Genomic DNA, 14765 nt, shown 5'->3' with positions numbered 1-14765 from the left:
TCATGTCGGCACGCAATATTCTGGTGATCAACTGCGGCAGTTCCTCGCTGAAATTCGCCCTGATCAGCCAGGCCCATTCCAGCCCGCTGATCAGCGGCCTGGCCGATCGCCTGGGGAGCGCCGAGGCGAGCCTGGCCTGGTGGCACGGCGGCAGCATCCGCAAGCAGCTGGCCCTGCCCGGCGCCGGCCATACCGAGGCCCTGGAGCGGGTGCTGCCGCTGGTCGACGAGGCCTGCGGCGGCACCCTGCACGGCATCGGCCATCGCGTGGTGCACGGCGGCGAGCATTTCACCCAGGCCGCGCTGATCGACGCAGCCACCCTGGCCGCGATCCAGGCCACGGTGCCACTGGCGCCGCTGCACAACCCGGCACACCTGCTCGGCATCGAGGCGGCCATGCGCCTGTATCCGCAGCTGCCGCACATCGCCGTGTTCGACACCGCCTTTCACCAGAGCATGCCCGAGCACGCCTTCCGCTATGCCATCCCCGAGCACCTGTACCGCGAGCACAGCGTGCGCCGCTACGGCTTCCACGGCACCAGCCACCGCTATGTCAGCCTGCGCGCCGCCCAGCTCTGCGGGCTGGCGGCGGGCGACAGCAGCTGGCTGACCGCACACCTGGGTAACGGCTGTTCGACCTGCGCGGTGGTCGACGGGCAGAGCCGCGACACCAGCATGGGCCTGACCCCGCTGGAGGGCCTGGTGATGGGCTCGCGCAGCGGCGACGTCGACCCCAACCTGCACGGCCACCTGGCCCGCTCGCTGGGCTGGAGTCTGGAGGAGATCGAACGCCTGCTGAACAGCGAAAGCGGCCTGCTCGGCCTGTCCGGCCTGTCCAACGACATGCGCAGCCTGGAGCAGGCGCGCCAGCGCGGACACCGGGCCGCAACCCTGGCCATCGAAGTGTTCTGCTACCGCCTGGCCAAGTCCCTGGCTGCCCTCGCCTGCGCCCTGCCGCGCCTGGACGGCCTGGTATTCACCGGTGGCATCGGCGAGAACTCGGCGCTGGTGCGGGCCAAGAGCGTCGGCTACCTCGGCCTGCTCGGCCTGGCCATCGACAAGACTGCCAACGCCCGCTGCATCGGCGGTGTCACCGGCAGCATCCACACCGCAGGCAGCCCGCGCATCCTGGTGGTGCCAACCAACGAGGAGAAGCAGATCGCCGAGGACACCCTGGCCCTGCTCGATGCCCGGGAGGGCCGCTGAATGCACAGTTTCCTGCTGATCTCCTCGGGCTACGGCGTCGGCCTCACCTCCATCAGCCTCGGCCTGGTGCGCGCCCTGCAGCGCGCCGGGCTGAAGGTCGGCTACCTCAAGGCAGTGGCCCAGTCCGGCGAACAGGAAGCGCACCTGGCCAATGCCCTGATCGCCCGCACCCACGGCCTCACCCCGCCTCCACCGCTGCCCCTGGCCCAGGTCGAACGGCGCCTGGGCGACGACCAGCTGGACGAACTGCTGGAAGAACTGGTCAGCCTGCAGCAGCAGGCCGGCGCCGGCCAGGATGTGCTGATCATCGAGGGCCTGGTGCCGTCGCGGCATGTTGGCTACGCCAACCGCCTCAACGGCAAGCTGGCGCGCAGCCTGGATGCCGAGGCCATCCTGGTGTCTACCCCGGACAACGCCAGCCCGTCCGAGCTGTGCGAGCGTCTGGACATCCAGGCCCACCTGCTCGAAGGGGTGCGCATCGCCGGGGTGGTGCTGAACAAGGTGCGCGATCCGCAATGGCTGCAGCAGCGCGACGCGCGCTTGGGCGACAGCGGCCTGCCCCTGCTCGGCTGCATTCCCTGGCGCGACGAGCTCAACGCCGCGCGCACCTGCGACATCGCCGAACAGCTCGGCGCCCGCGTGCTGCATGCCGGTGACTATCGCCAGCGGCGCATGCTCCAGCCACTGCTCTGCGCCAGTGGCGCCGGCCCGCTGGCCGCGCGTCTGCAGGCCGGCAGCCTGCTGCTAGTGCCGGGCGACCGCGGCGATATCCTGCTCGCCGCCGGCCTGGCCAGCATGAACGGCATGCCGTTGGCCGGCGTCCTGCTGTGCGACGACCTGCAACCGCCGGCGGCCATCCTCGAACTCTGCGCCCCGGCCCTGCAGGCCGGCCTGCCGTTGCTGGCCACTGCGCTCGATGCCGGCCAGGCCCTGCTGGCCCTGAGTCAGCTGAACCGGGAAATCCCCGCCGATGACCTGAGCCGCGCCGAGCAGGTCAGCGATTTCGTCGCGGATCACCTGTCGCCAGACTGGTTCCGCCAGCGCTGCGGCCAGCCCGGCGAGCCGCGCCTGTCGCCGGCGCTGTTCCGCTACCAGCTGGTGCGCCGGGCAGTGGCGGCGAACAAGCGTATCGTCCTGCCCGAAGGCAGCGAGCCGCGCACCGTGCAGGCCGCCGCCATCTGCCAGGCCCGCGGCATCGCCCGCTGCGTGCTGCTGGCCAAGCCGGATGACGTGCAGGCGGTGGCCCGGGCGCAGGGCATCGAGCTGCCGCCCGGCCTGGAAATCCTCGATCCGGATCTGATCCGCGAGCGCTATGTCGAGCCGATGATCGAACTGCGCAAGGGCAAGGGGCTGAACGCGCCCATGGCCCGCTCGCAGCTGGAGGACAACGTGGTGCTGGGCACCATGCTGCTGGCCCTGGACGAGGTCGACGGCCTGGTTTCCGGCGCCATCCACACCACCGCCAACACCATCCGCCCGGCGCTACAGCTGATCAAGACCGCGCCCGGCTACAGCCTGGTGTCTTCGGTGTTCTTCATGCTCCTGCCGGATCAGGTGCTGGTGTATGGCGACTGCGCGGTGAACCCCGAGCCGACGGCCGCCGAACTGGCGGAGATCGCCCGGCAGAGCGCCGCCTCGGCCGAGGCCTTCGGCGTACCGGCGCGGGTGGCGATGATCAGCTACTCGACCGGCGACTCCGGCAGCGGCGCCGAGGTGGAGAAAGTGCGCGAGGCCACCCGCCTGGCCCGCGCGCAGAACCCGCAGCTGCCGATCGACGGCCCGCTGCAGTACGACGCCGCCGCCAACCTCGGCGTCGGCCAGCAGAAGGCTCCGGGCAGCCCGGTGGCCGGGCGCGCCACGGTGTTCGTGTTCCCCGACCTGAACACCGGCAACACCACCTACAAGGCGGTACAGCGCAGCGCCGACTGCGTCAGCGTCGGCCCCATGCTGCAGGGCCTGCGCAAGCCGGTGAACGACCTGTCGCGCGGCGCCCTGGTGGATGACATCGTCTACACCATCGCCCTTACCGCCGTGCAAGCGGCCAGTCAGGGCTGAAAGACCCAAGGCGGGGAAACCCACGTTGCTCGGTTACCCGGGTTTCACCCGCCCTATGCATGAGCACGACCGTGCCGTCGGCATGCAGCTTTCCCCGCCCGGCCAATGGCTTGCGCTAGAATCCGCCGCACGCCACCGCCGTCCTGCAGCGGCACGCCGATGCGACCGACCAGTCCGACTCGGCACTTGCCGTTCAGTGTACAAGCGTTAACCTTTGCACCGAACCGACTTGCCACAAGGGAGCTGCGGCAGGTATTTCGAGCGATCCGGGGCACATCGCATGCCCCTCTGCCAGAAGGCTTTAGCCCCATGCTGCATTTTCTGCCTGCCCCGTTGCGCGGCCTGCTTGCCGGCCTGATGCTGGCCCTGAACACCCTGCTCTGCTGCTGGCCGCTGTTCGCCGTGGCGCTGCTCAAACTGCTCCTGCCGATCCCGCCGATCCAGCGCGCGCTGCGCTTCGTCATGCACGGCATCGCCGAGTTCTGGATCGGGGTGAACAAGTTCTGGATGAACCTGGTGCGCAGCACCCAGTGGCACGTCAGCGGCCGCGAAGGTTTCGACAAGCGCCATTCCTACCTGGTGACCAGCAACCACCAGAGCTGGGTAGACATCCTGGTGCTGCAGTACCTGCTCAACCGGCGCATGCCGCTGCTCAAGTTCTTCCTCAAGCAGGAGCTGATCTGGGTGCCGGTGATCGGCCTGTGCTGGTGGGCGCTGGAGTTCCCCTTCATGAAGCGCTACAGCAAGGAATACCTGGCCAAGCACCCGGAGAAGCGCGGCCAGGATCTGGCCACCACGCGCAAGGCCTGCGCGCGCTACAAGAGCAACCCGGTGTCGGTGTTCAACTTCCTCGAAGGCACCCGCCTGACCGCGCAGAAACACGCCCAGCAGAACTCGCCGTTCCAGTACCTGCTCAAGCCCAAGGCCGGCGGCATCGCCTTCGTGCTGGATGCCATGGGCGAGCAACTGGATGCCATCGTCAACGTCACCATCCACTATCCCGATGGCAACCCGGGTTTCTGGGATCTGCTCTGCGGCCGCGTCGGCGAGGTGGTGGTGCGCTTCGCCCGCCTGGAAATCCCCGCCCAGTTCATCGGCCGCAACTATGACCAGGACGAGGAATACCGCCTGCAGTTCCAGCAGTGGGTCAACCAGCTGTGGGAAGCCAAGGACGCCGAACTGGCCGAACTGCACCGCCAGTATCCACCCCGCGGCTGATTCACTCGCGCGCGCGCCAGGTCGCCCAGTCGAGCTGCTGCGGGAAGCCGCTGGCCTGCTCGACCGGCAGGCCCGGCGCGACCAGGAAGCCCTGCATGGTGGTGCAGCCATGGGCGATCAGCCAGTCGCGCTGCTCTACCGTCTCCACCCCCTCGGCGATCACCTCCAGGTCGAGGTGGTGGCCCAGATCGATGATGGTGCTGACGATGGCCGCATCCTTGCGCGAGTCGAGCATGCTGGCGATGAACAGGCGGTCGATCTTCAGGGTATCCAGCTCGAAGTGGCGCAGATAAGCCAGCGACGAGTAGCCGGTGCCGAAATCGTCGATGGCGATGCGCACGCCTAACGCACGCAGCTGCTGCAGCTGCTCGCGGGTGTTGTCGAGATTCTGCATCAGTGCGCTCTCGGTCACCTCCACCTCCAGCTGCGCCGGATCGAGCTGCAGCTCCTCCAGCAGTTGATAGAGGTCTTCCACCAGCTGCGGCATGCCGAACTGCACCGGGCTGACGTTGAGGCTGAGCAGCAGCTTGTCGCCGAACTGCGCCTGCCACTGCCGACACTGGCTGATGCCCTCGCGGAAGATCCAGCCACCGAGGCGGTTGATCAGGCGGGTCTCCTCCAGCAGCGGGATGAACACCCCTGGCGCGACGGTGCCGGCCACCCGGTGCTGCCAGCGCAGCAAGGCCTCGAAACCGCGCAGGCGGCCGCTGGCGAGGTCGATCTGCGGCTGGTAGAACAGCACGAAATCCTTCTGTTCGATGGCCAGGCGCAGGCTCTCTTCGAGCATCATCCGCGAGCGCGCGCGACCGTTCATTTCCGGCGAGAAGAAACGGTACTGCTGGCGCCCTGCGCGCTTGGCCTCGTACATCGCCATGTCCGCCGAGCGCAGCAGGCCGTCCACGGTCTGCCCGCACTCCGGGTAGCAGGCGATGCCGACGCTGGCGCCGACGGTGAACTCGATGCCATCGAGCTTGTGCCGCACCGAGACCAGCTCGATCAGCTTCTCCGCCACCCGCGCGGCATCCTCCGGGTGGTCGAGGGAGTCGAGCAGCGCGGTGAACTCGTCGCCGCCCATGCGCGCCAGTATGTCGTAGGGGCGCAGGCAACTCTTCAACTGCTCGGCGACCCGGCGCAGCACCACATCACCGGCGGCATGGCCGAGGGAGTCGTTGATCCGTTTGAAGCCATCGAGATCCAGATAGAGCACGGCCATGCGCTTGCCGCTGCGGTCGATGCGCGACAGGGCCGTCTCCAGCGCCTGGTGAAAACCGCGGCGGTTGTGCAGGCCGGTCAGGGCATCGGTCACCGCCTGGGATTCCAGCTGGGCATGCAGGTTGCTCACCACCGACATGTCCAGGGCGATCAGCACCATGGAATTCTGGTACTGCGGCAGGGGCGAACAGGACAGCGCCACCGGCAGCACACTGCCACTGAAGGTCTTGAGCACTGCGTCGTGCAGGCGGTAGGTCTGACCGGCCCGCCAGTGCCGGTAGAACTCGGTGTCCTGCCAGTTCTGCGACATCTCTGGCGCCTTCAGATAGGAGAGCAGCTGGGTACCCTGCAGCTCGGCGACGCTGCCATGGAGCATCTGCGCCATGGCCGGGTTGGCGAAGGTGATCAGGCCGTCCTGGCCGATCACCAGGATGCCCTCGGAGGCGTTCTCCAGCACCGAGGCGTTGAAGGCCCGGGCGTTGTCCAGCTGCTGGCTGAGCACCTGCAGCTCGTGACGATGGCGCTCGTGCTCGAGCAGGGCATTGATCTTGTGCCGCAGCACCTTGGGGTCGAACGGCTTGAGAATGAAGTCCACCGCGCCAATGGCATAGCCGTGCAACACCGAGTCCTCGGTATGGGCGATGGCGGAGAGGAAGATGATCGGCGTGTAGCGGGTATGCGGGTTGCCACGCATCAGGCGGGCCACTTCGAAGCCGTCCATCTTCGGCATCTGCACGTCGAGCAGCACCAGGCCAACGTCCTCGTCCTGCATGCAGCGCAGGGCCGCCTCGCCGGAATTGACCGTGCGTACATCCCACTGGCCGTCGCCGAGCAGAGCCTCCATGGCCACCAGGTTTTCCTCGCGATCATCCACCACCAACAGCACCTGGCTGTCGGCCGGCGTTTCAAGCGGCACCCACGCCATCCCTTCCTCCCCGGGCGTCAGCCGACGCCTGCTGCCCGCCTCGCGCGCATCCGCCCTGTGGCTGTCCGCGTCCATCCGCCATAGTCGCCGTCCCTCCTGCCCGCTTCAGCCACGCGCCTGCAGCTGCGGCTCGCTCGCATCGCTGAGCCAGCGATGGAGCATTTCCAGCAGCTCCTGGCGCCCTACCGGCTTGGCCAGGTAGTCATCGGCCCCAGCGGTGATGCATTTCTCGCGGTCGCCCTTCATCGCATGGGCCGTCAGGGCAATTACCGGAATCTGGCAGTCGCGTTCCTCCTTGAGGATGCGGGTGGCGGTGTAGCCGTCCATGTTGGGCATGGCCATGTCCATCAGCACCAGGTCGAAGGGTTCGCGGGCGAAGCACGCCAGCGCCTCCAGGCCGTCGCGGGCAGGCACTATGGCCAGCCCCACCTCATCAAGCAGCGCGGTCATCGCGTAGATGTTGCGTACATCGTCGTCCACCAGCAGCACACGCTTGCCGCTCAGCCCACTGCTGTCCAGCTGCGGCTCGCGTACGGTGGAGAGGAAGCGCTGCAGGGCCGCGCTGAGCGGCTGCAGGTCGTCGCCACTCTTGCGCACCACCACTGCCGAATAGCGGCGCAGGCGCTGCAGGTCGCTGCGGGTGATATCGACGCCGGTGTTGATTACCACCTGGGTAGCCTGCAGCGGCCGCTCGCGGTGCAGGGCCTCGAGCAGGTCGAAGCCATCCTGGTCGGGCAAATCCAGGTCGATCACCAGCGCGCCGAAGTTGCGGCTCAGGTAAGCATCGCGCGCGGCCTCGGCCGTACCCACCGCAGTCACGCCGAAACCGAGCTGCTGCAGATGCTCGCGGTAGTGCTCGCGCTCGACCTCGACGTCTTCCACCAGCAGCAGCGGGAAACTGCCGACCTCGGCCATGCCGATATCCTGGAATACCTGCTCCAGCTCACTGCGGCCGATCGGCTTGACCAGGTAGCGGGTGCCGTCCTCCTGCCAGTCCTGTGGCTGCGGCACACAGGAGACGATATGCACCGGGATATCGCGGTACTGCACCAGGCTGCGCAGGCGCCGGTAGATCTGCCAGCCACTGATGTCCGGCAGCAGGATATCGAGGATCACCGCGACGAAACGCTCGCCCTGCAGCAGGCCGATCGCCTGCTTGCCGCTGCGGCACAGCACGCAGGAGAAACCATGGGCCTGCGCCTCTTCGGCGATCACCGAGGCGAAATTCAGGTCGTCCTCGACCACCAGCACCGCCGGCCCCTGGCCGCTGCGCAGCGGCGCACTGCTGAGCGAGTCGTCGGTTTCGCTATGGGCCAGCGCTACCACCGGCAACAGCACGGTGAAGCGCGAGCCGCCGCCGAGCACGCTGTCCAGGCGGATCTGCCCGCCGAGCACTTCGACCAGTTGGCGGGTGATGGCCAGGCCCAGGCCGGTGCCGCCGAAGCGCCGGCTGGTGGAGCCATCGATCTGCTGGAAGGCCTGGAAGATCCGCTCGTGCTGCTCAGCGGCAATGCCAATGCCGGTATCGCGCACCACGATCTCCAGGGTTTCGCGCTCGTCGTCCAGGGAAGTATCCGAGCGGCTGATGGACAGCTCCACCTCGCCCTTCTCGGTGAATTTCAGGGCATTGGACAGCAGGTTGCGCAGGATCTGGTGCAGGCGGCCGCGATCCGTATGGATCATCCGCGGCACCCCGGGCTCCAGGTTGCTGAGCAGGCGCAGGCCCTTGATCTCGGCCATCGGACGCAGGCTGGAATCCAGCTCCACCAGCATGTCATGGACGTTCAACGGTTCCAGCTTGAGCTGCACCCGCCCGGCCTCGATCTTGGCCAGGTCGAGCACGTCGTTGATCAGCTGCAGCAGGTCGTTGCCGGCCTTGTAGATGATGTCGGCGTGCTTGACCTGCTTCTCGGTGAGATTGCCGGCCATGTTCTGCTTCAGCTGTTCGCTGAGGATCAGGATGCTGTTGAGCGGCGTGCGCAGCTCATGGGACATGTTGGCCAGGAACTCGGACTTGTAGCGGTTGGCCAGCGCCAGCTGCTCGGCCTGCTCGCGCAGACGCTGCTCGGCGGCGCGGCGCTCGCTGATATCGATGATCACCGCCTGCACCAGCAGCTCGTCGCCACTGCGCAACGGCGACAGGCCCACCTCAAGCGGGATCAGCTGGCCATCGCGGTGCTGGCCGAACAGCTCGCGGTTGCTGCCCATGCTGCGTGGCGACGGGTCGCGGAAGAAGCCCTGGCGCAGCCCCGGATGCGCGCCGCGCAATGACTCCGGCAGCAGCATCTCCACCGCCTGGCCCAGCAGCTCGGCGCGGGTATAGCCGAACATCAATTCGGTCTGGCGGTTGACCATGGCCACCCGGCCCTGGCTGTCGACCAGCAGGATGGCGTTGGGCGAGGCCTCCACCACCTGACGGAAGCGCTCCTCGGCGGCCTTGCGCGCACTGATGTCGATGATCACCGCCTGCACCAGCAGCTCGTCACCGCTGCGCAGTGGCGACAGGCCCACTTCCAGCGGAATCATCCGGCCATCGCGGTGCTGGCCGAACAGCTCGCGGTTGCCACCCATGCGCCGCGGCTCCGGCGCCGCCTGATAGCCCGCACGCAAACCGACGTGGGCCGCGCGGATGGCCTCGGGCAGCAGTTTTTCCACCGGCTCGCCGAGCAGCTCGTCGCGCGCGTAGCCGAACAGCAGTTCGGTCTGTCGGTTGACCATGCTGATCCGCCCTTTCTGGTCGGCCAGCACTATGGCGTTGGGCGAAGCCTCCACCACCAGGCGAAAGCGCTCCTCGCGCTCGCGCACCATGCGGCTCTGACTTTCACTACGGCTGAGTGTGCGCTCACGCAGGAACAGGTAGCCGCCCACCGAGACGGACAGCAGCAGCGCTGCCAGCAGGCCGCTGAACAGACTGAAGCTGAGATCGCTGTTGTGCATCGAGGCTTCGTAGCGTGGCGTGCTGCTGACCTGCAACTGCCAGGTACGCCCGTAGATATCCAGCTCGCGGGTCACCTGGAAGCGCGCCTCATGCGCCTGCTCGCCGTCCGCCTTGAGCAGCGGATTGCCGGTATCCCCGGCATCCACCAGGCCGATCTCGAACAACTCGCTGCTGCGCCCGAGGATACCGCGCATCAGGTCGGCCACGCGGAAGGTGCCGGCTACCATCCCCAGCACCGCCGTACGCCGCTCGTCCAGGCTGGTTTGCGGGATGTCCTGGCGATACACCGGCAGGTACAGCAGCAGGCCGGTCTGCACATCCTGCTCGGTTTCCTGACGCAGGTGCAGCGGGCCGGTGAGCACCGCCTCGCCACTGTCACGCGCGCGGCTGATGGCCTCGCGGCGGGTGGCCTCGCTGTACATGTCGAAGCCGATCGCCCGGCGATTGCGCCAGTCCAGCGGGTAGATGAAGTTGACCACCAGGTAGTCGTCGCGTTCCCCCGGTGGGAAAGCCTGGAACTCCGGACGCCCCTGGGCCCGAGTACGCTCGACAAAGGACTCCACACCGCCACTGTGGAGGTAGCTGTTCCAGCTCAGCGCCTGGATGCCCGGGTAGCGTTCCTGCAGCTGCAGCTGCTCGCTGGCGCGACGCCACTCCTCAAAGGACACATCGTCGCTGCCGGCCACCAGCCCGGACATGCCACGCAGCACCATTTCATAGGCCAGCATGCGTTCGCGCACGCTCTGCTCGATGCCAGCTACTTCCAGAGCGAAGCGCCGCTGCTGCTCAGCCTTGCTGTTGGCGCTGAGGATCTGCCACTGCCAGGTCACCAGGGCACCGAAGCCCAGCATCAGCAGAACCGAAACCAGCAGCGGAATCCAGGGTTTGCGCGCGTGTACGAGAGGAACGGGGTCGTCCATGGGCATTCTTCATCCTTCGCCGGCGGTCATCGCTCACCTGCAATGCGCCGAGTCAACCCGCGACAGAGGGAAATCTGTTGAGAGTCTAGTCAGGAATCGGAACTGCACCACTCGCTCGACGGGCGGTGCCAGAAAGCAGAAAGCCCTCAAACGAGGGCTTTCCGGAGGGGCTTATTGCTGATTGGGAAGTGGTCGCAACGTGACCTCGACCCGACGGTTCTGTGCCCGGCCATCCGCCGTGGCGTTGCTGGCGATCGGCTGGTCGGGGCCGACACCGCGGCTGCTCAGGCGCGAGGCATCCACACCCTGGGCGCTCAGGTAGTTGGCCACACTCTGCGCCCGGCGCTGGGACAGGCTCATGTTGTACTGGTGGCTGCCGGTGCTGTCGGTGTGACCGACCACCTCGATGCTGTTCTGGTTGTACTGGCGGAACGAGCTGGCCAGGTTGTTCAGCGGGGTATAGAAGCTGCTGGCGATATCCGCCGAGTCGGTGGCGAAGGTGATGTTGCCCGGCATGACCAGCTGGATGGTGTCGCCCTGGCGCTCGACCTGCACGCCGGTGCCTTCCATGCTGCGGCGCAGTTCGGCTTCCTGCTTGTCGACGTAATAGCCGTAACCGGCACCAGCCGCACCAGCCACTGCCGCGCCGATCAGCGCACCCTTGCCGCGGTTGTCGTGGTTGATCGCCGCACCGGCGACCGCACCGGCGAGCGCGCCGAGACCACCGTACTTGGCTGTCTTGCTCATGCCACCGGAGCTCTGGTTGTCATAGGGGTTCTGCGAGGCACAGCCAGTCATCAGCGCCGCCAGGGTAGCGGCGATCACCAGACGCGAAGGGGTAAACATGGATTGGACTCCCGGGGGATTGTTACTCAGCCAGAACGGCTGCTGACAGTTGGAACACAGCGCGGACGAACGGTTCCCGAGGGGAACCCTGCGCCCCGCCAAATATTTGCAGGCTGTACCACTCAGGCCCGCACAAAAGGATTTTCGCGCATTTCGTCGCCCAGTCGAGTGTCCGGGCCATGACCGGTGACCACTGTGGCGTCTTCGTCCAGGCGGTACAGGCGCTGGCGGATCGAGCGTTCGATGGTGGCGTAGTCGCCGCCCCACAGGTCGGTACGGCCGATGCCACGGCGGAACAGGGTATCGCCGGCAATCAGCAGCTTGGCCTCAGGGAACCAGAAGCTGGTCGAACCCGGCGTATGCCCCGGCGTGTGCAGGGCCACGCCGCAACCGCAGGCCAGCGCCTCGTCGTCGGCCAGCCACTGATCCGGCGCTGGCACCGGCGTGTAGGGCACGCCGAACATGCGGCACTGCATCTCCAGGTTGTCCCAGAGGAACTGGTCGTCCTTGTGCAGATGCAGGCTGGCGCCGGTCAGCTCCTTGAGCTGGCCCGAGGCGAGGAAATGATCCAGATGGGCATGGGTGTGCACGATGCTCACCACCTTCAGGCCATGGGCCTCCAGACGCGCCATGATCAGCTCCGGGTTGCCGCCCGGATCGACCACTATGGCCTGCTTGCTCACCGGGTCGCCGATGATGGTGCAGTTGCACTGCAACGGGCCGACGGGGAAGGTTTCACGGATCAGGGCAGGTTTTGCGGCGTCCATCGGGCTTCCTTCAGGCTGTTTGCGGCAATTTTGTCACAGTTGAATTGCCGGGCGGAGGGCCTTCGTCCGATTTGCCCCAGGCGGGCAGACAGAGCCGCCAGCCCCGCCCAGCACAGCCCCCACAGCAGGACGACACCCTCGACCCACCTCGGCGCCGGCACCCACAGATGAACAAAACACCAATATTGAGTAATTGCTCATTTTTGACAAACATGGCATTAATTCTGTCACCCGCGCCAGCGCGCCCATCAGCAGAAGTCCGCCATGCAGCAGAACAACAACGAACTCCCGGAAGCAGCAGATGTACTGATAGTCGGTAACGGCCCGGTCGGAGCCACCCTGGCCGCCCTGCTCGGGCGCTACGGCGTGCGAGTCGTGGTGATCGACAAGGCCCATGACATCCTGCTGATGCCGCGCGCCATCGCCCTCGACAACGAGGCGCTGCGCATCCTGCAGCTGGCCGGCCTGGCCGAGGACGCGTTCGCCAAGATCGTGATTCCCGAGGTGCGGATGCATTGCCCGCTGGTAGGCCCCTTCGGCCGGGCCAACACGGCCGGCAGCATCGATGGCCACCCGAAGCTGGTGACCTTCTACCAGCCGGATCTGGAACGGGCGATGCGCAGCCAGGCCCTGCGCCAGCCCAGCGTCACCAGCCAGGGCGGCTGGACGTTGCAGGAACTGCAGCAGGACGACAGCGGCGTGCACGCCCTGCTGCACGGCGCCAGCGGCCAGATCCGGCGGATTCATGCCCGCTATCTGGTCGGCGCCGACGGTGCCAGCTCGGTGGTACGTGGCCTGATCGGCCAGGAGTTCGACGGGCGCAGTTATAGCGAGGACTGGCTGATCGTCGATGCCTGCGAGCGCCAGGGCCAGTCCATCGACCACGTCGAGTTCATTTGCGACCACCGCCGCCCCACGCCGCATATGCCAGCGCCGGGCGGCCGGGAACGCTGGGAGTTCATGCTGCGTCCTGGGGAAACCCGCGAGCAGATGGAGGCCGACGAACGCATCAGCCAGCTGCTGGCGCCGTGGATCGCCCCCGCGCAGCTGCAGATCGAACGCAAAGCCGTCTACCGCTTCCACGCCCGCTGCTGCAAGCGCTTCCAGCAGGGCCGGGTGTTCCTGGTCGGCGATGCCGCCCATATCACCCCGCCCTTTGTCGGCCAGGGCCTGGTCGCCGGCCTGCGCGATGCCGCCAACCTGGCCTGGAAGCTGGCCTGGGTGCTGCAGGGCCGGGCCGCACCGGCAATCCTCGCCAGCTATGACCAGGAGCGCCGTCCCCACGCCCAGGAAATGATCCGCCTGGCCAGGCTCATGGGCCTGCTGATCATGCCGCGCAATGCCCTGCTGGCCGCCCTCGGCCATGGCCTGATGCGCACACTGCGGCTGATTCCCGCGGCCCGTCGGCACTTCGAGGAGCTCGAGATCAAGCCGAAGAATATCTTCAAGCGCGGCCTATTCGCGCGCCAGGCCTGGCGCGCGCGCATCCAGCGCGGCGGCCTGCTGCCCCAGGGCCTGGTGCGTACGGCGGACGGACGCATCATTCTCAGCGACGAGCTTCTCGGTGAACAGCTGACCCTGGTCGGCCTCGGCAGCGACCCGCGCGCCGGGCTGAGCACGCAACTGCAGTCGCGCTGGCAAGCGGCCGGTGGCGGCTATCTGCAGATCGGCCTGCAGGGACAGGTGAGCACCAGCTCATCGCCCTTCGCCGAGGATCTGGGCCAGTGCCTGATGCCCCTCGGGGCGCCCCATAGCCTGCTGGTGGTGCGTCCGGATCGCATCATCATGCACGACGCCAGCCACGCCCACGCCGAGGCCTTGGTTGCCGAATGCCTGGCGCTGCTGGGGCACTGATTGGTGCTCCACCCACGCCCGGCACTGCTCTATCATCGGCAGCCAGTTTCCTCCGAGGTCTGCCATGAGCCGAGCCACCCCTCCTGAGCCCGCCCCCGCGCCGCTGAGCCGCGGGCACAAGAAGCGTGAGCGCACCCGCCGTGGCCTGATCGATGCGGCAGTGCGCCTGTTCGCCCGCAAGGACGTGGGTGAGATCGCCCTGCTCGATGTGGCCACGGAAGCCGAAGTAGCCAGCGGCACCATCTACAACTACTTCCGCAGCCGCGACGAGGTGGTCGAAGCTGTCGGCCTGGCCCTGGCCGACGAGTTTTCCGCCGCCATCACGCTGCAGAGCGCCGGCATCCAGAGCGGCGCCCTGCGCCTGTGCATCGGCGTGCGCATGTTCGTCCGCCGCGCCCTCGCCGACCCCGACTGGGCCAGCGCGGTGATCCGCGTGGCGCATTTCGACCAGGCCATGCGCTCGCAGATCGCCGCCACCGCCCTCGGCGACCTGCGTGCCGGCCTCGCCGAAGGCGCGCTCGCCTATGCCGAGGAAAGCCTCGCCCTCGATCTACTGGTGTCCTGCACGGTCGGCGCCATGCGCAGCGCCGTGGAAGGCCGTGCCAGCAGCGAGCACGACAGCAAGGTCAGCGAGATGATCCTGCGCGCGCTTGGCGCCACTCCCGCCAAGGCGCGCAAGCTGGCCTACCAGGCCCTGCCGGGCTAGGCCGCGCGCCCGCCTGAGCGCCAGCCCCCCCGCACCTCCGCCCCATCCCCCTCCCCACAACAGTCGCCCGGCCCAGCGCCGGGCCTGCGGTGCCTGGCCTGCCGCCACAAATTGAACAC

The 14765-nt window shown here is 67.3% G+C and carries 9 protein-coding genes; 5 read left to right on the top strand and 4 right to left on the bottom strand.

Annotated elements, in window-relative coordinates:
• Nucleotides 1-2: 2 nt before the first annotated feature.
• The 3 genes from A9179_RS05725 to A9179_RS05715 all read left to right on the top strand — a co-directional run bounded on the left by A9179_RS05725 (nt 3) and on the right by A9179_RS05715 (nt 4478).
• Nucleotides 3-1205: an acetate kinase gene (locus A9179_RS05725; protein ID WP_187804872.1), complete on the top strand. Its 1203-nt coding sequence runs from the start codon at nt 3-5 to the stop codon at nt 1203-1205.
• Nucleotides 1206-3260 (top strand): phosphate acetyltransferase, encoded by a 2055-nt coding sequence (gene pta, locus A9179_RS05720; protein ID WP_187804871.1) that lies wholly within the window; start codon nt 1206-1208, stop codon nt 3258-3260.
• Nucleotides 3261-3569: 309 nt separating this feature from the next.
• Complete coding sequence (locus tag A9179_RS05715; protein ID WP_187804870.1) at nt 3570-4478, top strand: acyltransferase; 909 nt, start codon at nt 3570-3572, stop codon at nt 4476-4478.
• Nucleotide 4479: 1 nt separating this feature from the next.
• Here the strand turns inward: A9179_RS05715 and A9179_RS05710 are convergent, their stop codons facing one another.
• The 4 genes from A9179_RS05710 to A9179_RS05695 form a co-directional block, all read right to left on the bottom strand.
• Nucleotides 4480-6615, bottom strand: a complete 2136-nt coding sequence (locus A9179_RS05710; protein ID WP_187804869.1) for a putative bifunctional diguanylate cyclase/phosphodiesterase — start codon at nt 6613-6615, stop codon at nt 4480-4482.
• A gap of 105 nt (nt 6616-6720) precedes the next feature.
• Complete coding sequence (locus A9179_RS05705) at nt 6721-10473, bottom strand: CHASE domain-containing protein (protein WP_187804868.1); 3753 nt, start codon at nt 10471-10473, stop codon at nt 6721-6723.
• 171 nt (nt 10474-10644) lie between these two features.
• Nucleotides 10645-11319, bottom strand: coding sequence for a YiaD family glycine zipper/OmpA-like lipoprotein (locus A9179_RS05700; protein WP_187804867.1), 675 nt, complete (start codon nt 11317-11319; stop codon nt 10645-10647).
• 122 nt (nt 11320-11441) lie between these two features.
• Nucleotides 11442-12086, bottom strand: coding sequence for an MBL fold metallo-hydrolase (locus A9179_RS05695; RefSeq protein WP_187804866.1), 645 nt, complete (start codon nt 12084-12086; stop codon nt 11442-11444).
• 264 nt (nt 12087-12350) lie between these two features.
• Between A9179_RS05695 and mhpA the strand changes: the two genes are divergently transcribed.
• Complete coding sequence (mhpA, locus tag A9179_RS05690) at nt 12351-13940, top strand: bifunctional 3-(3-hydroxy-phenyl)propionate/3-hydroxycinnamic acid hydroxylase MhpA (RefSeq protein ID WP_187804865.1); 1590 nt, start codon at nt 12351-12353, stop codon at nt 13938-13940.
• Nucleotides 13941-14004: 64 nt separating this feature from the next.
• Nucleotides 14005-14646 (top strand): TetR/AcrR family transcriptional regulator, encoded by a 642-nt coding sequence (locus tag A9179_RS05685; protein WP_187804864.1) that lies wholly within the window; start codon nt 14005-14007, stop codon nt 14644-14646.
• Nucleotides 14647-14765 lie beyond the last annotated feature (119 nt).

This window comes from Pseudomonas alcaligenes, from assembly GCF_014490745.1.
GTDB lineage: Bacteria > Pseudomonadota > Gammaproteobacteria > Pseudomonadales > Pseudomonadaceae > Aquipseudomonas > Aquipseudomonas alcaligenes_C.
Note: the sequence above shows the minus strand (reverse complement) of the source record. Positions and strands in the feature narration are given on the sequence as shown.

Coding starts and splice junctions, on each gene's coding strand:
- A9179_RS05685 (WP_187804864.1), top strand. CDS start 14,005: ATGAGCCGAGCCACCCCTCCTGAGCCCGCCCCCGCGCCGCTGAGCCGC.
- mhpA (WP_187804865.1), top strand. CDS start 12,351: ATGCAGCAGAACAACAACGAACTCCCGGAAGCAGCAGATGTACTGATA.
- A9179_RS05700 (WP_187804867.1), bottom strand. CDS start 11,319: ATGTTTACCCCTTCGCGTCTGGTGATCGCCGCTACCCTGGCGGCGCTG.
- A9179_RS05715 (WP_187804870.1), top strand. CDS start 3,570: ATGCTGCATTTTCTGCCTGCCCCGTTGCGCGGCCTGCTTGCCGGCCTG.
- A9179_RS05725 (WP_187804872.1), top strand. CDS start 3: ATGTCGGCACGCAATATTCTGGTGATCAACTGCGGCAGTTCCTCGCTG.
- A9179_RS05710 (WP_187804869.1), bottom strand. CDS start 6,615: ATGGCGTGGGTGCCGCTTGAAACGCCGGCCGACAGCCAGGTGCTGTTG.
- A9179_RS05705 (WP_187804868.1), bottom strand. CDS start 10,473: ATGGACGACCCCGTTCCTCTCGTACACGCGCGCAAACCCTGGATTCCG.
- A9179_RS05695 (WP_187804866.1), bottom strand. CDS start 12,086: ATGGACGCCGCAAAACCTGCCCTGATCCGTGAAACCTTCCCCGTCGGC.
- pta (WP_187804871.1), top strand. CDS start 1,206: ATGCACAGTTTCCTGCTGATCTCCTCGGGCTACGGCGTCGGCCTCACC.